The organism is Comamonas sp. UBA7528 (genome assembly GCF_002479375.1).
Taxonomy (GTDB): Bacteria; Pseudomonadota; Gammaproteobacteria; order Burkholderiales; family Burkholderiaceae_C; genus Comamonas.
Genome location: NZ_DLMU01000014.1, coordinates 351255 through 373970, shown reverse-complemented (window position 1 = coordinate 373970; position 22716 = coordinate 351255). Strand labels below are relative to the sequence as shown.

General features: G+C 54.1%; 14 protein-coding genes. 4 read left to right on the top strand and 10 right to left on the bottom strand.

Going from position 1 to position 22716, the window contains the following annotated elements:
* Positions 1-28 precede the first annotated feature (28 nt).
* The 3 genes from B3349_RS17360 to B3349_RS17350 all read left to right on the top strand — a co-directional run bounded on the left by B3349_RS17360 (position 29) and on the right by B3349_RS17350 (position 3802).
* The gene (locus B3349_RS17360) at positions 29-946 is read left to right on the top strand and encodes a hypothetical protein (RefSeq protein ID WP_291590621.1); all 918 of its coding nucleotides are present in this window, start codon (positions 29-31) and stop codon (positions 944-946) included.
* A 196-nt stretch (positions 947-1142) separates the two neighbouring features.
* Positions 1143-2705, top strand: a complete 1563-nt coding sequence (locus tag B3349_RS17355) for an ATP-dependent nuclease (protein WP_291590619.1) — start codon at positions 1143-1145, stop codon at positions 2703-2705.
* Positions 2690-3802: a DEAD/DEAH box helicase gene (locus B3349_RS17350; protein ID WP_291590617.1), complete on the top strand. Its 1113-nt coding sequence runs from the start codon at positions 2690-2692 to the stop codon at positions 3800-3802. Before B3349_RS17355 ends, B3349_RS17350 begins: the two co-directional genes overlap by 16 nt.
* 951 nt (positions 3803-4753) lie before the next feature.
* On the opposite strand, the gene B3349_RS17345 is transcribed toward B3349_RS17350, so the two are convergent.
* From B3349_RS17345 to B3349_RS17305, 10 genes are all read right to left on the bottom strand, one after another.
* On the bottom strand, positions 4754-6445 hold the full coding sequence (locus tag B3349_RS17345) for a hypothetical protein (RefSeq protein WP_291590616.1): 1692 nt from the start codon (positions 6443-6445) through the stop codon (positions 4754-4756).
* Positions 6446-6468: 23 nt separating this feature from the next.
* The gene (locus B3349_RS17340) at positions 6469-7569 is read right to left on the bottom strand and encodes a chemotaxis protein (RefSeq protein ID WP_291590614.1); all 1101 of its coding nucleotides are present in this window, start codon (positions 7567-7569) and stop codon (positions 6469-6471) included.
* Between the two features lie 54 nt (positions 7570-7623).
* On the bottom strand, positions 7624-7917 hold the full coding sequence (locus B3349_RS17335; RefSeq protein WP_291590613.1) for a hypothetical protein: 294 nt from the start codon (positions 7915-7917) through the stop codon (positions 7624-7626).
* A 34-nt stretch (positions 7918-7951) separates the two neighbouring features.
* On the bottom strand, positions 7952-8869 hold the full coding sequence (locus B3349_RS17330) for a helix-turn-helix transcriptional regulator (protein ID WP_291590610.1): 918 nt from the start codon (positions 8867-8869) through the stop codon (positions 7952-7954).
* Positions 8870-9570: 701 nt separating this feature from the next.
* Positions 9571-11001 carry a hypothetical protein gene (locus B3349_RS17325; RefSeq protein WP_291590609.1) on the bottom strand — a complete coding sequence of 477 codons (1431 nt, stop codon included), beginning with the start codon at positions 10999-11001 and terminating at the stop codon, positions 9571-9573.
* Entirely contained in the window at positions 10998-15347 is a 4350-nt protein-coding gene (locus tag B3349_RS17320; protein ID WP_291590606.1) for a P-loop domain-containing protein, read from the bottom strand. Before B3349_RS17320 ends, B3349_RS17325 begins: the two co-directional genes overlap by 4 nt.
* Positions 15348-15796: 449 nt before the next feature.
* Entirely contained in the window at positions 15797-16774 is a 978-nt protein-coding gene (locus B3349_RS17315) for a YagK/YfjJ domain-containing protein (RefSeq protein WP_291590603.1), read from the bottom strand.
* A 519-nt stretch (positions 16775-17293) separates the two neighbouring features.
* Positions 17294-17512, bottom strand: coding sequence for a helix-turn-helix transcriptional regulator (locus B3349_RS20670; RefSeq protein WP_414646929.1), 219 nt, complete (start codon positions 17510-17512; stop codon positions 17294-17296).
* Between the two features lie 359 nt (positions 17513-17871).
* On the bottom strand, positions 17872-18990 hold the full coding sequence (locus B3349_RS17310; RefSeq protein WP_291590601.1) for a hypothetical protein: 1119 nt from the start codon (positions 18988-18990) through the stop codon (positions 17872-17874).
* Positions 18980-20128, bottom strand: a complete 1149-nt coding sequence (locus tag B3349_RS17305; RefSeq protein WP_349682198.1) for a tyrosine-type recombinase/integrase — start codon at positions 20126-20128, stop codon at positions 18980-18982. The genes B3349_RS17310 and B3349_RS17305 overlap by 11 nt, the downstream gene beginning before the upstream one ends.
* 348 nt (positions 20129-20476) lie before the next feature.
* On the opposite strand from B3349_RS17305, the gene B3349_RS17300 reads away from it, so the two are divergent.
* Positions 20477-22273, top strand: a complete 1797-nt coding sequence (locus B3349_RS17300; protein WP_291590598.1) for a site-specific integrase — start codon at positions 20477-20479, stop codon at positions 22271-22273.
* The last annotated feature ends 443 nt before the right edge of the window (positions 22274-22716 follow it).

Sequence of the window (22716 nt, the reverse complement as noted above, 5' to 3'; positions counted from 1 at the left end):
ATTCACATTAACGCGGGAGCAGTCCAACATGAGTTCACCACAAGACGCCCGCTACGCAGCACTCAAGGCAAGGCTCGACGAATGTCCAAACCTCAAATACAACCCCGGCTCGCTCCAGAATCCGACGCTGGTGGACGGCCTCTACTATGACCACCGCACCATCGGCAAATGGGTGCTTTCGTTCTACCGCAATGTCAAGACACAGGGCAACGACGTGGAGCTTGCCGTTGATCCCTACCGCCTGGGCTGGCCCAATGACGATTCACGTCCCGCCAGGCGCTGGCTGGAGCACCAGCGTGACCGGCTCCAGCACCTCGAATCCGGCATCCATGCCCATCAGGCACCCAATGCAATCCGGATCGGGCTGACCTACGACGGCGCCCTGGCATTTGCATCAGCGCTGCGCGCTGAACTGGCCAAGTCCAACGGCCGATGGGCCGTCACCCAACTCTCCGCGACAACAGCCAGCCAACATCCCGAGGCTCAAGCCACCCCAGAGCAGACAGGCAAGGCACCAAGCACCGGATCAGCGGCAGTTCCTGCCGCCGACACCGGACACAGCCATGCAGAGGCCGCGACCGAGCCGCCTTTCATCGCGATAGCCCGGCGCATGCTGATCACCACGAAGGCCACATGTGCCCAGTCCGGCAGTACCAGCACCGTGGAGGCCAAATCCAAGGAGCTGCGTTTTCGCGACGACCAGCATTTCTTGGAAGAAGTCACAGCACTGCTGCAGCAGGCCGCCGGCCGCTGCTCTGTGTCCCAGGTGCTGCTCGATGACACTGGCTCCCGCGCGGAATTCACTCCGTCTCTGGACCGCAAGGATTCCAACGGTCACTACGCGCCCGGCAATCTGCAGATCGTCGCTCGGTTCATCAACCGCTGGAAGAGCGACATGCCGGATACGGAGTTCCGGCAGCTCCTTGCGGCCGTGCGCGCCCCCTGATCCGGCTGGATTTTCCAGCCTTTGCACTTGGCAGCGCCTTAGTGGGTGCAAAAGGCAAAGAGGCGCACGGAGTTTTGCGCCTGACCAGGCTCGCATGGTTCGAAACTGCCAAGTGGACCCGCTACCATCAACTGCTTGTGTGCTTTCAGCCATGGCGCAACACCCGTGTATTCCATAAAGCCAGACAAGGACAGTGATGCCGTCAATCGAGAAACTCGTGCTGTTGAATTTCAAGAAATTCGAGCGACTGGAGCTGGATTTCTCACCAGATCTGAACTTGCTCATAGGCGACAACGAGGCCGGCAAGAGCTCCGTGTTGCTCGCACTGGAGTTGGCCATGAGTGGGAGCCGCTCCAAGGTCGAGTCCGTCGGGGTCGAAACCCTACTCAACGCCAAAGCTGTGCAGGCGTATCAAGCAGGGGCGAGGACAGTGGCGGACTTGCCGGAGCTTGTAGTCGAACTTTACCTGGCCGGCAAGGGCATCCCTGGCCTCAATGGGAACAACAACTCCAGGAAGCGTGAATGCGATGGTCTGCAGATGGTCTACAAACCCATCGACGACTTCAGCAAGGATATTGCCGAGGCGCTTAAAGCAGATCCGACGAATTTCCCGTATGAATACTACGGCGTCCAATTCATGACGTTTGGCGGAGAAGCTTATTCCAGCGTCAAGCGCCATGTCCACCATCTGGCCATCGACAGCTCCCGCATCGACAGCGAATATGCGGCACGCGAGTACACCCGTACGGTCTTCACACTGCATGCGGATGTCCGCGCCCGCAGCAGGCTGGAGAACGCCTACCGCCAAAACAAGAGCAGCTTTCGCGACGACTACCTCGCGGATTTGAACGGTGACCTCGCCGACTACCAGTTCGCCATACGGACCAGTACCAAGGCCAACCTGGAAACAGACTTGGTCATCACAGAAGACGGGATACCCATCGAAAACAAGGGCAAGGGCCACCAGTGCTTCGTCAAGACCGAGTTCGCCCTGCGACGGCGCAAGGCAGAAGAGCGGCTGGATGTGATCCTGCTAGAAGAGCCTGAGAACCACCTCAGTCACACAGCGATGAACAAACTCGTCGACCGCATCGCGGGCGCGGACAACAAGCAGCTCTTCATCGCCACCCACAGCAGCCTGATCTCCGCCCGCCTTAGTCTGCAGAAGGCTATCCTACTCGGCGCGGCCGGCCAGATGACACGGCTGGATGGCCTGCCGGACGACACCGCCAAGTTCTTCATGAAGGCGCCGGACAACAACGTCCTCGAATTCGCCCTTTCTAAAAAGGTCATCCTGGTCGAGGGCGATGCAGAGTTCATCCTCATGGATGCCCTGTATCGCAAGCACGCTGGCGTCAGTTTGCAGGCCAACCGCATTCATGTCATTTCCGTGGGTGGCACCAGCTTTAAACGCTACTTGGATCTGGCTAAGCTGCTGAATGTCAAGGTCGCTGTCATCCGCGACAACGACGGCGACTACCAGCGTAACTGCGTGGACAACTACGCCGGCCATGCCATGCCCAACGCCAAGATATTTGCCGACAAGGACAACCTGCGCAAGACCTTCGAGATCTGTCTCTTCAACGACAACCAGGCCTTGTGCGAAGAGGCGCTCATCAAGCCGCGCATGACTCTTGAAGCCCTGCCTTATATGCTAGCCAACAAGGCCGATGCGGCTTTCGAACTCCTGCTCAAGAAGGAGAATGAGCTGATCGCTCCGGCGTATATCCAGGAGGCAATCCAATGGATAAGCGCGTAGTCTTTGCCGTGGCGGGGTCCGGCAAGACGACGCTACTGATCAACGAGCTCGACCTGCACAAGCGGGTTCTGCTGCTGACCTACACCGAGAACAACTGCGCAGAGATCCGGCGCAGGGTGATCCGGCGTTTTGGCCATGTCCCAGACAACGTCACGGTCAGCACCTATTTCACTTTCCTCAATTCCTTCTGCTACCGGCCACTGCTGCTCGTCGACTTCAAGACCAAGGGCATCAGCTTCGAACGACCCGATCCTTACTCATCCCGCCAGAAGACCAGCGCTCGCGCTAGGTATGTGACCGCGGGAGGACGCATGTACCATTCCCGCATGGCCAGGGCCCTGGATGCCATGGGTTGCATGCCAGCGTTACTCCGACGCCTGGAACGGTACTACGACATGGTCTGCGTTGATGAGGTCCAGGATTTCGGCGGCCACGACTTCACCCTGCTGCTGCAAATCGCTAGGGCCAATGTCCAGACCCTCTTCGTCGGCGACTTCTTCCAGCACACCTACTCCACCAGCACGGACGGCAACGTCAAGCAAGGCCTGCACGATAGCTACGAACGGTTCCAGCGCGAGCTGCGGAGCGTGGGACTGATCATCGACACCCAAGCCCTGCGGAAGAGTCACCGCTGTAGTGCAACGGTCTGCGAGTTCATACGGGACCATATCGGTGTCGAGATCCACCCGGCTCAGGACCGGCAGTCGCGGGTTCAAGTCGTAGAGGACGCGCAGCAGGCCGCACAGATCTTCTGCCAGGAGGCCATGGTGAAGCTCTTCTACCAGGAGCATTACGCATACCCCTGCTACGGGCAGACCTGGGGATCTTCCAAGGGCCAGGACCATTACCAGGACGTGTGTGTCGTGCTCAACCCAACCACCTGGAAAAATTTTCAGGACCGCACATTGGGGACGAAGCTCGCGGCCATTTCCCGCAACAAACTCTATGTGGCCTGTTCACGGGCACGCGGCGATCTCTACCTTATGCCGGAGACGCTTCTCAAGGATTACAAGGCTAAGGCGCCCAGGGCACGTACTACCCCCAAAGCACCCGCAGCCCCAAAGGCTGTCAAAACGCCCGAGGCTAAAGCAACGTAAGGCACACAGCTGGAACCATTTCAGGCAACGCACGCTATCGCTCCTGCCCATCAGTCCGACTAGGCCAACGCATGGGCAAGCCCGCTCGCGCTGGGTATTAATGCGTTCAGTGACGATGTCCGCGAAAGGCGAGCCCTGCGACCTTCGCGCGACTAACCATTGCGAGGTCGGGCGGCCGGTTAAAGGCAGTCAGCGTGAGTTCGGCGAGTGACAGCTGAGTATTCGCATGAAATCCACCAAGCGTTCGCACAGTAAAACCACCATTAATTCGCATGCCAGCCCCGCCAACGATATGCATACAATCCCACTACTTTTTTTACCACGCAGAATGTCTCTAGCAGGTCAACGTTCTTAGAGGTGCAATGTCGCAAAACGACCCATTGCGGCCGTCCATGCTGCGGCATCAGATGTCTGTTGTGCAGCGATTGCGGAGACCAAAGGTGGGGTATGCAAGTGACCGGAAGTGTGCGCCCTGCGGTCATTCAGTGTGTACATGCCCTTGTATGTCTCACAGGGCACTGAGCAGGCGGCGGGCACTGGTCGTCACCATCAAGCTTCAAGTTGGTGGATGGACGCGGTGCATGAACTCAAGGTTCAAGGTGAGAGTTGACCGCAGAGCGATTCTCGGCGCAGTTGCCAACCGAAGGTCGAATCAGAGTCAGACATCCTCATGCAGCTCTGCCAGTTGCCTGCATGCCCGGATGTTGATCGCCACGAACTCATCCCAGGTGCACTGGGTGTGAAATCGCAGCACATACTGTCGGTCGACCCGGCAGATGTCGGGCCGCGACGCATAGATGGTGCAATGCCGGCCGGTTGCATCGAAATGTCTGCAACTGCCGTTGCCAGCGTCCAGGAACGCGGTTTCAGGCGACCGATGCACCTGCTCGCAACACAGCCCACACCCGTTGCATGGGAATGGCGGGTTCGTCGTGTCCGGCACAGCGTCGCTCACGTTTTGGCTAGCGACGCCAGCCACTTTCGCGTGCTGGCCGGCTTGCCCATGTCGAATGGCAGCTCGAGGCCTCGCGTCTGCAGCTCTGCCTTCAGCAAGCCCGCACGCTCGAGTTCTGTCGTGCAATCGGACAGCGCTTCCTCGAAAGCCTCTAGCTCGCTCGGGTCGAGGTTGAACTCCAGGCGGGCCAGCTCGCCTAGGTAGCGGTCCAGTTCGGCATTGACAGCTTGGAACTTCAAGACCACGCCGTTGTGCGGCATCAGGCCCTGCACGAAACCCCAAACCTTGCCGGCCACGGCGCTGTGAAGAATGAAATAGTTCAATCCGAGTGTGACAACCCCGGTCACCAGCGCGCCGCAGAACGCGGCTAGCTCGCCGCCGAACGGAAACTGACAGATCGCCGCTAACTCGGCATACACGATTGCGCCGAGCACGGCTGCCACGCCCGAATTGAGTATGGTTACGACGGCCTTGCACAACTCGACGAAGGGCAGCTGTTCTGGGTTGAAAGCTAGCAGCTTGATGGCCTTGACCAGTTGCGCCCACATCTCCCGAATGATCTTGATCATGCCCTTGCTGGTAGTCGCGAAGATGTTGAACAAGGTCGTCATGACGCTAGAAAGAATACCCGCGAAAACGCCTTCCCGGAAAGCGGTAAGGAAGTCTTGGAAGCGCGCCTGCAGCCGCGTCCAGATGTTGCGCATCGTCCGTTTGACCTGCGCAAGGAAGGCAGAAAAGCGGAAGTCGCCGCGCAGCTTCTCGAGAATATGCGGAAGGCTACTGCGCAGCTCGAACCAGAACTCAGCCAAAACCATGCCCAACATCTGCCGCGTTCCCATCCGCCAGCCGGCTGAGCACGCCGCTGAAGCGCTTGCGCCCAGGAATTTGCTGCTGGTGTAATAGCGCCGATTGATCTCGGCGTCGTAGGCCTTGCGAGCCGCTGAGTCCTTGGCCAGCATTGCCTGTGTGTCGATGGATTTCAGGGTGTCGATTTTCTGTTGGCCCTTGCGGATACGGTCCTCCATCTCACGCGCCCGGTGGACCTGCTCGGGGGTGTCGCGCGGCATGGTAGCCAGCCGCGCAGTATCCTTGGCCAAACCGTCTTCGTGCGATGCAATCAGGTCCGGAAGCTTTCTGATGTATTCGGTAGTGGGTGTCTGCTTTTTGGACTTATTGATGCTTTCGTGCGTGGTCTGCAGGTTGCTGCTCTGGTTCGCCAGAGCCACGCCATCAAGTTCCGCCAGCACGCGGCCGGCGTCGTCGTGGATCTCGCTGGCCGAAATCACATGGTCAAGATTGCGCTGCTCGTGCGCCGCCATTGTCTTCGACCGGTAGACGTCGTGGAGCTTACCCTCTTGCTGCAGGCCCTTGTCGCGCGCACCCGTCGCTTTGTAGTTCTCGTGCTGGTGGTACGCTTTTTTGTGGTCGGTATAGTCGCCACGCTGCTCGTAGCGCTGACTCTCTTGTTCAGTGGCCCACACCTTCTGGCGCACGTTGTGAATGGTGTTGACGTCTCCTCCGAGCTTGTCCTTGAAAAGCAAAAAGTCCAGACCGAAACTGGTCACTAGGCTGTTCACCACGGTCTTTTCCAGTTCGTCGGCCCAAGGGTAGTTGGCGGCGGTTACTTGCATGATGTCGATATCGATGTCGGGCTGGCGTTCGCGGGGAGTGAACGAGGGGTGCAGCACCCCTCATATGGAGCGTGGCAGCGTCAGGCTGCGGCGTATTGATCGGCGTCGTCTCGGGCTTTGGCGATGGCGCCGTCCAGGCCTGTGTCATTCAGGATCATGGAACCGTCGGCATCCTTTTGCATCTGAGGCACACCGTTGGCATCACGGACCACTTCGCCGTTCTTTTCCTGGACCTTGAAGATCGGCGTCGTGATGAGGTCGGTGAGCAATGCCGCCAAGGCGTAGCCATTTTCAATCGCCTGAATAATGTCGTCACCATGCTTCGCCAGCTCGGCCTCAACGTCGACGTTGCGACCTTTCAGGTCCTCAACAAAGGTGTTGATGTTCTTCAAATTGTCGAAATACTGATTGAAGTGGCCGAAGATGGATGTCAGCGTACGCTTGATCCTGCGCGCGTAGTCCTCAACGTCGCCCAGCATCTTGCCGGCCTTGTCGAGCTTAGCGGTCGCACTGTCGACTTCTCGGTCGGCACGGCGGGCGTTTTTCAGCGCTTCTTCACCGTGGCTGTCATAGGCCCAGCCGGCGATGGCCAGTACTGGGGCCGCTACGGCCGCACCGAGAATAGCCGTGCCGCCGGCAATGCCTAGGCCGCCAGTGGCGATTGAGCCGCCACCGATGGCTGCTAGCGTGGCGTTGGTCGCGGCAACGCCGGCCAGCGAAGAAATCGCCGTTCCAGTGGATGCCGCGCCCAGGGTCATGACTCCACCATACACGGCGAACCCGGCGGCGGCACCCGCTGCGCCGGCGCCGACCACACTACCCAGCACGCCGATGGCGGAGTAGCTGTAGTTCTCGACCCGCTGTAACGTCTGCCGCGGCACATGGATGGCTAGGTCCTTGCGGCCATCCTGCTGGAGTTTGTCCAACAGCGAGTCGGCTAGTGTCTTGAACTCAGCAAAGCTCTTGCCGATGCTCAGCTCTAGTTTGCCTAAGCTGGCCAGCGCCGTCTGGGTGTCGCTCTCCTGTTCGTCGAATTCCGTCTTCTTTCGGTCATAGCGGTTTTGTGCACTCTTGACGATCTCATCAGCTTCGGAATGCTTCTGGTAGCCGTCGTAGCCCTTTTTGGCTCCGTAGGCTCCTGCGGCGAGAACTGCCGCGCCGATGATGAATGGAATTGGCATGTGATGTATCCCTGAGGTGGTTGAAGAATGGGGGAAGGAAGTATTGCGACGAGGTCAGGTCGCCGATGCAGCTCGCTGTATCAGGTGGTGTTTCAGCGCTTCGAATTCATGACGAGTCAATGCACCGCGCTGCTGGAGCTCGAACAACCTGTCAAGATCAGCGATGCATTGCTCGAGGGCACCGTTCGCCGCCCTGCGCCCGGGAGCCTGCAGAATCTGGTTGGCAGCGTCAGCGTGGCCCGCCCTGCCTCGCGAAAACAACCGCAGGACCGCGTTCACGCCCGATGAGATGCCGTAGAGCGCGCAGAAGATCAGGAAGAGGCAAATCGAGAAAAGAATGAATGGCACGTTTGGTTCCTTATGGGTGCGCTCAGTTGCCGGTCTAGGGCAAATCCCAGAGCTCCAGAGCCTGTTTCAATTCGGAGACCAGATGCTCGTGCCACTGTGTTGGCTGAACGATCCGCACATGCGGCAGCCAGTAGCGCACGACGGGCAGTAACTGCTGAAGGTGGCTGATCTGGGAGGTGACGATCAGTGAGCCATCGGCGTGCACGCGATGCCGTTGCCTGGGCAGGAGTGCTCGGCGTGTGAAGTAATGGGCCGCGACAGGCGCAACCCGCAGGATTACTTCGACGGTTTCGGAAGTGAACCAGACGTCATCCTTTCCGTCGATGTAATCGTGGTGCTCGGGTTTGGGCGAAAATCGGCACCCGTCGTCGACCTCCAATCCCGTGACCAGCGCTACACTGAAATTCTTGAGTCGCTCGCCGTCGGTGGCAGCCAAGTACCAAATGCCTTGTTTATGGATCAGGCGGTAGGGTTGCACTCGCCGGACCTTGCCCTTGTATTCGAAGCGGCATTCAAAGCAGTGATCAATAGCGGCTGCGAGGCGAGCGAAGTAGGGCGTCGTAGCCCCTAGGTCCTCGGTGGCAGCAGGCTGGACCTGCATCGTTCGACGATTGCCAGGCTTGTCGAGTTGCTGCAGCAGGTAAGGCCGACTGCTGTCGGGGAACAGATGCTGCGTGCCGCTCAGACGCGCATATTCGGTCAGGTGCCGAGCCGGGATCGCGCCGCGTGCCGCATGGACCAACTGCCAATGGCCCTGCGCGTTGCGCTCCACGATACCATCCAGGCGCTCGGCCAAATCGCGTTCGATGGTCCGCACATCGACCTGAAACCGGTCGGCCAGCACGTGCTTGTCAAGATGATTGCCTTGATGCAACTGGGCCAGGATGCCTGAGATGCGTTGGGCCAGTTTTTCGCCTTTTGAACTCACCTTGCGTTCGGAAAATACGGTCATCCTGGGAACGTTCCTGTTGAAAGTGCCCCAACTTTAGATAACCATTGCGACAGGTTGTGTCGCAAGGTCCTTGCTACCCTTAATTTCGTTCTTTCACTTGGTTGGCTAGCCCACCATAGCCAAAGGTGTATCAAGTGTAACAACGAGTGAACCTTTTGAAGTGAATCAGCCAGATTTACTAGACAACTTTCAGACCATGACAGGACTTCAGCAAAGCCTCAGGTCACTGGCTGCCCTTGGCATCAGCAGTCATTGGTCTTTCTGAACTGAATGACTGTAGCCCGCCTGAAACTTTCATGCGCAGGTGCGCCATGGCGGTCCGATTCTGGCCGAGAGCAGCCATCACAGAAAATCCAGTGCAAGGTTCAATTGCACCGGAGCTAGCTATCGACTACATCAGCGTTAACAGCTCATGCCACTGCGCGATTCGATGGTGGATTTTCGATGCGAATCAGTGGTGGTTTTACTGTGCGAACGTCTGGTGGATTTGCTGCGAACACTCAGACAGCGACTGACAGCACTCGCTGGCGGATTTAACCGGTCGTTGCAACACCCTAGCGGCATCACCAACAAGCCGGCATAAAAGTGCCAACGCCATACGGCTCGGTACAAGCTATTGGTGAGAGATTCTGGCTGGAAAGCGCTGCTGAATCGGGAGTAATAGTAAGTGAGCGCACCATGCTTAGAGTACCCATTCCACGCTAACGTGGGTGCCATCCTGTAGTTTTGCTCTCAGCCCATTTTCCATAGTCATTGTCGCGGGTCCACCTCGTTATCCGCCATATGTGTCCGATTTTTCCGCCAAGGTGATTAACCAACGCTCGTGATGCTTCATACGTCAAGGTAGTACAGCAGGCAATAGACGGTGGTTGCTCCCGTACGTGAGTTGGCCGCCAATGCCAGCACCACCACACCCACGAGCCCACATTCCGACCATCCGATCTAAATGTCGCACAACCATCTGTGGGAACCAACTCAAGGTTGGGTAGACCTGGCGAAGACACAGGCACATAAGGTGCTCTGCCAAGAAGGTCTGCCTGAAGATAGCCGATGTGATGTCCCAAAAGCGGCAGCACCAGCGGTGCAAAACCAAGATCCATGTCTCCTTGGAAACTCCACTCCGGGGACACAAACGCACGAAGCGCATCTCGATCAGGGCTAAACTCTCCTAGCAGGCCCTGATGAAACTCAAACACCTCGTCTACATCTAAGTTCTCACTGACCTGTGAGACCGCAAAGGCTTCGAAATCAACGCGGACCTTTGGCTCATCAACAACGGTGAAAGAGCAGTGGATTAATCGGCCTGACACCTCGACTTCGATAGTGTCAATAAGCGTCTTGGCAACTGTCGATGCATCCTGTGCTTCTGCAGCGGCTCGTGATTGCACTTTGCTAGCCCACGTTGGCGCGGGCTGTGGCGGAAAGCGCAAGAAGATTGCCTCAGCCGGATATGCCAACTCTGCGCAAGAAATGGCTGCGCTTATCGGCATATCCCAGTGATCCACGGCGAACGCAAGTGTGCGCAGGAAAGCAGACCTTGCCAGATGCCCTTGCCGCGCAACGAAATAACCTCCAGTCTCACGGTCGGAACCACAGAAGTAGCGGATGTATCCGTCACCCTTCCTGCCAAAGCGGGAAAGTAGTTGCCGATACTCAAATCCCCATTGCGATAAGAATGGCAGATCTGTTCTGGCTTGAAGACGCTCAAACCGATTACCGTAGATGGGTGAAATGAAGGTTCCCTCACAAAGCTCCGTGAGTTCCTCGTGAAGATCGTCATGTCGCGATGCAGGCCCGGAATGGCACCCCGTCCATGATGCGATGATGGTCGGCGAACCTGTTGCGATTGACAGGAGGGCATCCGATGCAACGGATGGTCGACTAATGGCTTTGCGAATTAGCGCAACCGTCTCTTGCTTGGGCAAGGCAACCAAAAGTGGACAAAGTGCTTCCAAACACTGGGACTCTAGCTCCCTGCTGGAAGCCCAGTCGGCAAGAGATTCAGCGAACACCTTTCCAGTTTCTCTCCTAGCGAGCTCTTGCGCGATAGCTTGCATCGTCACGAGCTTGGCCATAGGGATTGGCATCCCTAAGCGAGCAACCGTCAGATCCGCAATCTGCCTCAGGTTCATGTGGTGCTCTCATCAAGCCATGAAGGCGTTGTTAGTGGCTGAACCGCAAACTCCTCGACTGTGGAATCCACGATGGCGTTCAAGACGCTCAGCGCCCTCGGGATTTCGCGAACCTGAAACAGCAGGCTAACGAAAGCCACATCCGGAATCACACGTGCAGGATCGTCTAGCGCTGGCAGTTGCCGCGAACTCTGAACGACGAACTCCTCCCATCGCTTCGGGTAATGCGTCACCACCAGCGCAATGCGTTGTGCTGCTTCAACATGCCCGTGATAGTGCTTCGACCATCCACGGCGATAGCGCTGAGCCTCAATGAGCCAGCGAAAGGCCTTCTTCGGACCTTGGAGGCTGAGAGATAGTTGAAATGCTCGGTCCAACAACGCCGTCTCGGCGGCATATTTGTCGCCTTCAAGTGCAGCCTCCAACGCTTCTAGCAGCTCCGCGCCGCGACCCTCGCCCTGCCAATGCTCAAACCACCGAACGGACCACAGCTCGGATCTGCTATATCCGCCCGCGTCCCGGACAGCGGCAGTGAACTCGGGAAGTTTCGCCGGAGGGTAGGCCTCGATATCCGGCATGGCCAACCTATCAGCATTCATGTCCATAAGAGATTGGCCGCTTTCGTCGCTCGCCAAAGCTGTGCGCCGGCTACTCCAGAGCCTTCCCATCTCATCAAGCTGCGAATTTACGCCCCACTTCACGCTCGTGGCTTCATCACCCCAGAGGAAAGCGGCGACCGCCCCAACGGCAGGAGTGGCTGAATCGACACTGCCAATGAAAACAGAAAATGCCTTCTCAGCTTCGTACCATTCGCTTTGTTCGAGCAGATGACGATAGAACCGGACGTATGCATCTGGTCGCAGCTTCAATAACACATCGGCAAGATCGGATGTACTGGCACCAGACCTCTCGGTCATAGTGCCAATCTCCGAGTAGATTGGCGCCAATTTTTCGACCAATCTCATGGCTGCTGGCGGGTCGAAATTTGAGGCCTCTACGATTGCGGCCAGGACAGACGACAAACGCCCGTCCTTACGCCAACCGTACGAAGTCCCGTACTGATAGACACTGGTCATCAATCGCTCAGCCAGCTCAGAAAGGCCGTAGGACGCAGCCCAGTCACAAATTTCTACCAGCTCGGTAACCTTCTCATTGAAGGGCCCGACGGAACTGAGGATAGTTCGCTCTCTAGCTTCTATATCTGCGCGCACCACTCCATCAGGTAGCAATCGGAAGTGACGTTTCAGGAAGAACTCATACCAATGGTGCATCGCAAATAGGTCTGACTGCTGGCTCCTTTCCCACTCTCGCGGGGAAACGTGCTCCAGCTGCGAGCGATGCCGTCCCAGCAAGAACAAGTCCGCTGCAATCCGAGTGACCGCGTTCGTCGCTGAGCGGAAGTCGGACCAAGCATCGTCGTCATTGCTTGTAGGTCGCTTGACGTCCAACAGCCGGTAGATCAACGAGAACGGTGGGTAGTCGCCTCGCACAAACAGAGCTCCACACGCATTAGCTGCTGCCGCCAGCTTACCCAAAACTGTGGTCAGCCATGCACGTTCCGTACACACACCTAGCCCATCTGGGCTAGGTGCTCCACGCATCAGCATTACGTTGCCGACTGATGCAAAGAAGGCTAGATGCAAGTAGTCGGCAAAACTCGACTCGTCATAGCGTCTCATCTTCAGAGTGGGCGCTTGATGCAGTCCTTCTAGCGGAAAAAAACTAACCCGAGCATTGCCTTGGTACAGCAGCCGCCAGCAGGCCGATAGTGGATGCTTCCTGAATCGGCTACCACCGCCCCATTCATGCAGTTTCGCACCAATCCAAGCACTTGTTCGTACGGCCTCAATCTCGACGATGCGACGCATAGGCAGTGTCATCGGAAGCTGTGCAAAAGCCATGATGGGTACCAAGTCGGAGCCGCGACTAGCCCTACGCAAGAATGCCTCAAAAACCTCTTCAGGATGGCCATGGCGGCGAATAAGGTCTAGTACCTTTCCTGCGTCATATCTGCCGGTGCCGGCTGCCACCTCCAGATATAAGTCCAGAAAGTGATCGGGTGACTCTGCACGTACGGAACCTGAGCGGATGCGGTCGTTGATCTTGTGGCGCATCCGCTCTTGGACATCAGCTGCACGCTTCGTCTGGCCAACCGACAAACAGAGCATCGCAAACTGATACAGACCTGTAATGCTGGACTGACTCACTTCCGAAGCCAATAACAGCGCGGGATACGGATCCCGAGTCATGCTGAGCGCATGGCTCTCAAGGAGGCTTACGTCGTCCAATTGATAGCTTAGGCCATGGTCAAGGCGGTTCTTCAAAGCACGTCTACGAATGGCCTTTTCATAGTCACCAGCTACGAATGCGACTTCCTCTGCTACTTCCAAAATGCGGAGGATCTGCCTTGCTGGATATGCTCGCGTCAAGGCATCAATTGCCCACTCTCGAGTTGTCCCGTCCAACAACCCTGCAGAGTCGCCCAGACGAGATTCGTATATCCACAGCCAAGCCCACCGCAAATAGGGTGCAGCATCTTCCGCAAGCCAGCGCCTCACGTTTGGAAGCAAGGTCTGCAACCGCTTAGGGTGATCTGGCTGGCTGGCGACGAATACATAAAGGCTGCCATGGAAAGCAGTCAGGCCAGCATCCACACTGGCCAGCAAGTGCCCAAACTCATCTTCCAGCGCTCTGTATTCGCGATCCACACAATCGTGTAGGGCCCCCACCGGCCATATGAACTCATCCGCAGCCATCAAATGAAGTGCGTCCTTGGCTTGCCACGACAACCCGCCCCACAGCTTTCGATAGTACGCTCGAGCGTCACCGGAGGGTTCAAGCGTGTGCTCGTTGGCACGCCTCGCAGTCAACGTCACCGAGGAACGAACCAGAGCCAAGAAGGTGTACGTCAAGACCAGTGGATGGCCTTGACTAGCTCGCTCGAATGCCAACGACAGGTCTGCAAGTTGCTCAGGTACCGCAACAGATTCTTCAAGTTGGAATGTCCCTGCGGCTCGCTGCGCTTCCAGCCAAGAGCGAACAGCGATCAAACGCATGCGTGGTAGCTCCACCCAGCATTCTTGGTCAGCGTAGTTGTTCAGTCGTGATGGGAGTTGCGCAACATCCACGCGTTGAGTGCCAATAATCAACGACATGTTCTTAGGCAGAGGCAGCAAATGCCCGAAGAGCGAATCCAAGGGACCGATCATCTCTCCGTTCTCTCGCCAGACGTGGTCTAGGCCATCAATTACGACAAAGAAACGTTTTCCGACGACTGCCTGCGCTGTAGCGCAGGCAGCAAGCCATTTTCGAAGGTCCTCCGGCTCGCTGCTCGCCGGCGCATGTTCCAACAGAGCATTTGCCTGTATCTGCGTGATCAGGGAGTGTGCAACACTCTTCAGACTAAATCGCTCAGACGCGTCTTGGAGATCCAGAAAATAGTGATGTCGGACAAACGAGAGCCCGCGCTCAGTCATCTGGCCGCACAGGTAGCTCAGAAAGGTACTTTTACCTTGCCCAGGGGATCCCCACAAAATACGAAGGTCCCAGTGGCCAGACATGGCGTCCCCAATAAAACTCTCTGCGAAATCCGGGTCGGGCGGATGATAGCCGTCTGGTATCCGAAACTCCTGGTCCAGGGGGCGCGGCTGCCGCTCAGATATAGTGGCTCGAAGCACCTCAAGCGTGATACGTCCTTCTGGAGCGGGCGAATTCTTCAGCGTGCTCCAGTTAATTGCCTGACGAAATAGGTTGAGCCTGCCGTAGCTGTCTGTATGCCGACTCTCAAGCTCATCGCCTACGTGTTGTTCAAGCTGCGAATATCCAGCGTAGCTATGCTCGAACTTAAAACGACCGAAGAACAAAGCCGCTCGATCAGCGCTGCCAGCGTGCTCTTCGACCTCGTGTCGCAACGGGCCTGGAAGCTTAGCCAGTACGACCTTGCTCTCATGCAGATGCGAGGCGAAATCTGCGTCTGGCCGCCGATTTGTGACCAAGGCCACCTTACCAAGCTTTTTGATTCCAACAGCAAATGCCGCTGCACTCCACTTTTCCAGTAGCGACTTTCCCTTTCCTCTCCGTTGCAGCAGCCAACTCCAGGAAAGAGCATTTGCTGAGTCATAGGGATCAACTGTGAACTTGACCTGGAGCAACTCTAGCAAGCCATCAGGCCGCTGCGCCACGATGTCGTCGAGTCCTTTGACGTCCATTTGATCATCCGACTCGAACTGGACCCAGTCGTAAAGAGACGGCGTGTCGAGCCAGTTGCAAAGCAATCGAATTCCGACAAACGTCTGATAGTGGTAGCCGCTCGCAGTTATAGCGGTATGTTTGATGTTGTGCGGCAATCACGCCCCCTCAATCTTTGTTTCCGGCATGGCCGCGGTCGGATTTACCAAGTATCGCTGCAGTTACTGTTTTGGACTTCCACTGCCCCACATTAAGCCACTGATGCATGAACAGGCGCTACGCGCACAAGCAAATCCACCCGGTACGCCTGTGAGCAATTCCAGTGCCTGTTGGATGAGCAATGAATGCATCGTGTGCAGCATGAATCATGCTGGTGAAGACTGGGCCAATTCGGTCATAGAGAGCTTCTCAGCAGATTGAAGACGGAGCGCACGGCCCGAAAGGTCTACTGCTCGCGCAAGCAAGGTCAGATATGTTCGGCTCAACAACCCGATGCATCGGCGCTCGAGGCTTGGGTACATTAGTCCGACAAAGTTCGAGGGACCTCGAGAAGGTTAGGCTAGCGTCTGCGAGACCGGTAGCAGTCCAATACGCTGAAACTATGACGTCAGCTCACCTTGGCTTGCCATTTTGCCCGATTATTAATCCGAACAGATTTTTCTCTAGAGATAACTCCTTTGCGGAAGCTGCGGGATAGCCCTGGCACTGCAAAGCGGACCACCAAGTCTTGTTCTGTGAGATAGCTAGCTATGTGCTCTAGCCCTTTGAAGGTTCGCTCATCAAACTCATGGAATGTTCCTACCGCAGGGTAGCGCATACGTTTGACATGCTCTGGAGCGTTGCAATTGCTGTAGGTGCCCTCTCCGTCCGTCACCGAAGACTTCCAGTACTCACCTATTGCTTTAGCAATCGTTACATCCTTACGTACTCTTGATCCATTAAAAAACAACAAAGTGTGCAGGTGCACACCCCTCTTCATCCCAAATTCAAACTTCACCGCATAGCCAATGTAAAAGCCCATAAACCGCTGTGATATGAACTTCTTCAAGAGCTCCCAGCGTTGAATAGATCCAACCCAATCTTGGGTATACAGATCCAATCGAATGATCATCAGTTTGGAATACGCGGCCTTGAGGTTAAGGATGTATCGGAGCAGGGATACTCTAGTCTTGCGCTCATTTCGCTTAAGATTTTCCCTTGCCTTGTCCACTTCGCTGCTGTCCAAGTTGTCCCGAACCCTTCCTAGCAATAGACTAGGACTCAACAGTTGGAAGTGATCAACATCCTGATACACAATCTCTTGCTCCAGACTGATGATGAAGGCGGTGAGGTATGGATTGATCGATCTGGAATCGACATCCAAGCTAAAGGGATCTGCAGGACACTGCAGGAGCAGGCAGTGTAGGTCCTGCTCAAGACTCTGATCGAATGAAATTCTGTCAAAATCTTCCTCATCAGGACCATCCTCCAGATCTTCTAAAATATTCTTCATCAAGTCATTTATACGATGGACCCACGCAGCTAAGGCTGCATAATCAATATCAGAATCGATAGATTGGAATTCGAGGGGATTGCTATGATTCATGGCATTTACCTTGATAGATTGGTTAATATCAACTCTCAAATCTCCAAGTTATTTGAGCTCTCAATCAAATATCTAACCAAAGTAAAAATATGCCGAACCTCCTAGCTGCGCTAGTAGAAAGCATTGGAAGTACGTTGCAAGTATATTCATCACCCTGCGGCGACTAAATTAAGCGCAAACGTTTGTTTCTACCACCATTAATGTGCAGGCTAGAAGCTGACATTATCAAATTTTTCTAGATGTCTTATAAAAACAAAGTGGGCCAATAGTTGATACTCACCACGAGTAACTTCCATGAATTTTTTTGAGATACCATATTGACAAAATTAAAATTAATAGTCGATTTATTAACTTTATTAAAATCTCTATAAATTTGCACTTAAAGCACCATTAATCATTAATTAATAACCTAAACTCCCAGCTAGAATTTTCATAAAACAATAAAAACAAACCAAATATCCACCAAGCCTGTGGAGAAAATTTAGCCCTAGAATCCAGCTAGGGCTAAAAAGTTATATCCTAACCAATGAGCAACTTGTTGGTGATCCACTGGTCAACTTGTTGCTCGATCCATCCAACCGAACTAACTCCAAGCTTTATCTGTTTGGGAAACTCCGGGTCGTAGTACTTTGAGCTCTTGTCGAGCTTGGCGTACAACGTGGTTTTCGAAATTCTCAGCTTACTGCAAACTTGATTTGCTCGCAGAAGGTTCAAGGGGGTGGAGGCTGTTGTTGGCATGGTAGAGCTCGCTACATTAGTGCACGGCTTGCGGCAGTGCGAAGTACTGTGGAATGAGCCTGCAAGAACAGTTCGACGGTGTTCGAACTGGTACGACTCAAAACATCTGGCAAGCGGTAAAAAAGCGCTCAACAGCGCCTCCTAGGGAGTCATCTTCGGTTTCCCCTTACAGGCTCTGCATCCTCCATTCCGCCTCATCCAACCGGTCCCACCTATCCTAAATAGTGCCTCTTCAAGAAGGCACATCTACCTCATCGGGAATGTCCAGTGCATTCTTCTAATTACCATACAAAAGATACTTAACTTTTCTGCAAAAAAGAAGAATTTTATGTTTAAAAAAGAAGGATTCTGTTAAAAATCTAGCGCTTCAGTTCTACAAAACGCATGCAATGAGACGTACCTGAACCATCAGCGCCGCCTTGAAGTGGAGCGACGAAACGCCTCTCGATCGTCAAAAATTCTGCTAGCTGATTGATGCCTTCAACTGTTGACGGAGTGAACTCCATCACCCCGTCAACGCAGGGAACTAGGCCTTTCGGAAACGGCCTGGCGGGCTTGAAATCTAGTAGTTCGCAGCGCTTTTCTTGACCGGCGAACTCTTTAAGCGCCTTCATGTTAGCGCCTACCCTGTCAGTGGATACCAGTACAACTTGGCCCACTGGCGAATACGACGGAATAATCTTTCCCGTTAGCAGTACCGTAGGGAATATCACATCTACGGCATACTCAAACTGACCCAATATTTCAAAAAATAATCCAACCTGCTGCCTGTATTTTTGTAATGAATATTTTTCGATTACACACGAATTTTCATCACCGCGCAAAATGACATCAAATCGAGAGATAAATATTTTTTTATTCCTAACGAATTTATCAATTAAGAAATCATTTATTTTTTTACGGCTGCTGTTGGCGGTTCTTATGAAGTCGGATTCTGATCTTTTGTAGTCCTTGCCATCCATTATTCGAGGCAGTTCAGCATCATTGGTAGTCAGTACCTGCCTTATGTAAGGATGCAGACAAACTAGGTAATCAGGTTTATCTTTAAAATCCTTGAAACGATTCCTGAGTACGGCATTTGATTCTAAATAGTATAGATATAAATTATCAATATCACCAAAAATATTTGTTAATTTATTTTGCTTTCTCAATCTTCCTATATGTTTTGCAATTTTCAATGTTATATTAGCATAGACAAAAGTATCATAGAATTCTAATTCCCGGTCTTCGGTATTAAAGAAAAACCCATTTAAACAATAAATTTCATTATGATGTTTCTTGTAATCAAAAACAATCTTTGCTAAAACTGCTTCTTCATAAAACCGACTCCTAGCAGTACTCTTTGCAATCCATCGATTTTTTCCTTTTGCATATTCATCGTCGAAAAAAATATACCTTTCCGGCTGAGCGTCATTCTTTATGAGCTTATTTGGAAATAAATCTTTATTTCCAAAAATATTATTTATATTATTTTTCATACACGAAATCGCTCCAGCGCTGCATCATCCCCCTGCGTTTTTCTAAAGCATCGCCACGACGATAGGCTGCCTCCACCTTGCTCTCGAGGGTATGCGCCAAGGCTTGCTCTGCTAACTCACGGGGGTAGTCGGTTCGCTCTCCAACCCAGTCCCGAAACGTTGAACGGAACCCATGGGGCACAGCTTGCGCATTCGTACGCCGCATGACTGCCAAGAGCGACATATCGGACAAACACTTTCCGCGCGGAGAGGGGAACACGTAGTCGTTCTCGACATTACGAGGGAGCTTAGTCAAGACCTCGACAGCTTGCGAACTTAAAGGTACGCGGTGCTCTCGACCGGCTTTCATACGCTCGCCAGAAACAACCCATACGCCTGCGTCAAGATCGATTTCGGTCCATGTTGCTCCACGAACCTCACCGCTTCGAGCCGCTGTAAGGACCGTGAATTCAAGTGCCCGCGCAGCAATCCCTTCCTTACCTTTGAGCTCACGCATGAACATTGGCACTTCGTCAATAGGCAGCGCCTTGTGATGGACAGTCTTCTGAACCTTGGTTGGTGCAGGTAAAAGCTTATCAAGTCTCCCTTTCCATCTAGCGGGGTTTTCACCTTCCCGGTAGCCACGAACGATGGCCCAGTCGAGGATGGATTCAACACGGCCACGCAGGCGTGCCGCCGTTTCGTTCTTGCTCTTCCAGATAGGTTCCAGCACCGCCATGACATGCGTTTGCGTGATGTGAGCCGTTTGCAAGCTCCCAAGTACGGGGAAGGCATATGTAGCAAGCGTTGACGACCACTGAGCCCGATGCTTGGGATTCTTCCAAGTATCACCATGAGACTCGATGTAGGCCTTGGCTGCCTGCTCGAAGGTCATTGCGTTGAGCTGCTCAGCTATCAGCTTGCTTGCTGCCTGCTTGCGTGCAGCAATAGGATCTGTTCCTGCTTCGACTTCATCGCGAGCAACGCGAGCTTTTTCGCGAGCCATGGCCATAGTTACCGCAGGAAATGCCCCCAACCCCATGTGGCGGCGCTTGCTCCCGATCATGGTTCTGAGGACCCACGAACGAGCTCCAGTGGGAGTGACGTATAAATACAACCCAGTCACGCCACCCACGGGGTGATGACCAGGCTGGATCAATCTGCTTACCTGCAGAGCGGACAGTTCTTTAGCAATCTTTGGCAATACAACCTCGAATAGGAGTCAGGAGGAAGAAAATTACTTCTACCATCCTTTCTACCATAAAGTATCGAACTAGCCACGACCGGATCGAACTTCATCGGACGCCAATCAGCCTAAAAGCCCGAGCAGCACAAGAGATTGCAGCTTATCTCGTTCAACTTCGGACTGCTTCCCAGCGGACACAGCCTCCGCCAAATTAAGCTAAGTCAATGATGTGCCGATAAGTAAGGGACTTTTCCTCCCAACCTGGTACACATGACTGGTACACAGCAGAAGCCAAAGGTTCGGTCAGCAAATGAAGCTGACATGCAAACCTATATGCGCAAAGATGCGAGCGGCTTTAAGTTCGTTCGCCCTATCCCTCAAGCCCTTCGCTCGCACTTTGGCAAAGCGAACTTTGTTCAACGTCTTGGCAAAAACCAAAAAGTTGCAAAGATCGCCTGCGCCAAGCTTGCGGTCGAAACGAATGTGCTGCTGACAGAAGCAGTTGCAGGACACTCTAATGAAGCAGCGCTTGAGAGCTACCTTCAACTGCCCCGCAATCATCGTCTTAAGAAAATTGCGTTCACATCCGAGCTGCCGCAACAAATTTCGTCACTCTGGCTAAAGAGCCTTGACGCTGATGCTGCAGCACGAGCAGCAGGAACCCGTGATCTCGACGAAATCGAATCACTCGATGCATCTATCCCTGAGACGCTAGCTCTCATCAAACAGAGCCTAAAAACTGGCGACGTTTCGAAATTCCATAGTGCAGTTCATCAGCTACTGACCTTCCGCGGCTACGAGCTAGAAGCGAGCCCAGAACAGTGGCAACAGCTCACATACCAAGTTCTCAAATCATTTCTTCACGGCTATAAAGTTCTCGCTGCTAGACAAGAAGGAGAGCAGCTTGAAGGCCTTGATTTATCAGATTTTCCACCTCCGCTAGCTGCCAGTTGGGAAACCAGTCAACCGTCAAAATCTATCGGACTAGAAAGCCTCACCTTACGCTACGAGGCCTATTTAAGTACCCAGAATCCAAAAACGCGAAGCACCAAGCTCAGTATTTGGCGTCGCTTCGTCACTTCTTGTACTGGAAAGCCCGTTACGTCAATAACCAGCGCGGACATCTACAACTTCATCGACTCTCGCATCAACTCTGATAAAGATGCTTGGAGTCATAAATACGCAACGGGACGTGCAAAAAAAGCATTGTTCGAGGTATTTGGCCTTGCAAAGACACATGGCCTGATCGACAGAAATCCGGTAAGCGAGCTGGATGTACTACCAAAATTAAATGCAAAAAAAGAGCAAGAACACTTGCAGCCCCGACTTCCGTACACCAGTGCACAACTAAACGAACTATTCACTTCTGATTGGTACCGCCCACAAGCGAAAAAGTGGCGTGGCAACATGAAATCAGATCTCGGGGCGAGATATTGGATTCCTCTTTTATGCCTCTGGCACGGATTTCGCGTTAGCGAAGCAACGCAACTCCAAACACATGACATCGATATTGAGAAGTCTCTGATTAAGATACAAGTCTCAGAAGAAGAAGACGAACTCGGGCCAGAGCGATCCGTAAAAAATTCAGCCTCCAGTCGCATGGTCCCTATACATCCGAAAATCCTTGCATTGGGTTTTATGGGCTTTGTTTCCAATATGAGGCTGCACTACGATAATGGTCCCCTATTTCCATCAGCTCTACCAGAGCCAGGCGGAAAGTCACCCGCGTGGGGAAGATCGTATGCGCAAGCATTTCTACGCTATGTGCGTGACACACTTGGTTTTGGAAGTGGCTATGGAAATCATAGCTTTCGGCATGCATTAGAAGACCGAATCCGTGCTGCGAAAGTCGAACAAATGTGGCCTGAAGGGCTTTCGCACACATACACCGGCCGATCTTCAACCCGCAAACAGGACAAATCGATTTCACTAGAAGAAGGTAGTGAAAAGTACTACGGCAACGGTTATAGCCATGATGCGATTCGACGCTACATCTCAAGAATTGAGTATCCAAAAGTCGTTTTACCTCCCACTTTTGAAGCATGGCTTGAGGGTCTACCTAGCGTAAGCCCACAACTTCTCTCCGCAGCCAAACGATGGGAAGGTCCAGGGCGCTGAGAGAAAAATTAGCCGCGTGTTTTTTCCTACCGGGAAAAAGCATGCGGAACCCAGGAGCCGCCCAGTCGTCGCAACCGCGACGACTTGGGTGGGGCAAGGCGTCCAGCCACAGCCCATCATGTAGCTCCGCCCCCCAGGCGGACGGAATGATGCGGGGGAGCCGCACTCAAATCGCCAACAGCACGAAGTGCGTCGTGCCTGCGATAGCCGCACCCAAGTGCGGCGGTTGGGTGTGGGGGGTGAGCCCCGCGCCCCCGCAAAGCCGAAGGCGCGGGAAAGTGGCTTACGTCAAGCAAAGCGCAGGCCGAAGCCCAGCCGCGTCCAGCGGGTGAGGGTAAGACACTTTCCCGCGCGTTCAGCGGCCCGCGGAGCGGGATCACGAAGTGACGGGGGCGCCTGCCTTATTGAGATCACGATAGGGCGTCCAGCCCTAGCGAGGGAGC

Excerpts from the sequence above, each read along its gene's own strand:
- B3349_RS17310 (WP_291590601.1), bottom strand. The coding sequence starts at position 18,990 with ATGAAAAATAATATAAATAATATTTTTGGAAATAAAGATTTATTTCCA.
- B3349_RS17300 (WP_291590598.1), top strand. The coding sequence starts at position 20,477 with ATGCAAACCTATATGCGCAAAGATGCGAGCGGCTTTAAGTTCGTTCGC.
- B3349_RS17325 (WP_291590609.1), bottom strand. The coding sequence starts at position 11,001 with ATGAACCTGAGGCAGATTGCGGATCTGACGGTTGCTCGCTTAGGGATG.
- B3349_RS17315 (WP_291590603.1), bottom strand. The coding sequence starts at position 16,774 with ATGAATCATAGCAATCCCCTCGAATTCCAATCTATCGATTCTGATATT.
- B3349_RS17355 (WP_291590619.1), top strand. The coding sequence starts at position 1,143 with ATGCCGTCAATCGAGAAACTCGTGCTGTTGAATTTCAAGAAATTCGAG.
- B3349_RS20670 (WP_414646929.1), bottom strand. The coding sequence starts at position 17,512 with ATGCCAACAACAGCCTCCACCCCCTTGAACCTTCTGCGAGCAAATCAA.
- B3349_RS17330 (WP_291590610.1), bottom strand. The coding sequence starts at position 8,869 with ATGACCGTATTTTCCGAACGCAAGGTGAGTTCAAAAGGCGAAAAACTG.
- B3349_RS17360 (WP_291590621.1), top strand. The coding sequence starts at position 29 with ATGAGTTCACCACAAGACGCCCGCTACGCAGCACTCAAGGCAAGGCTC.
- B3349_RS17340 (WP_291590614.1), bottom strand. The coding sequence starts at position 7,569 with ATGCCAATTCCATTCATCATCGGCGCGGCAGTTCTCGCCGCAGGAGCC.
- B3349_RS17350 (WP_291590617.1), top strand. The coding sequence starts at position 2,690 with ATGGATAAGCGCGTAGTCTTTGCCGTGGCGGGGTCCGGCAAGACGACG.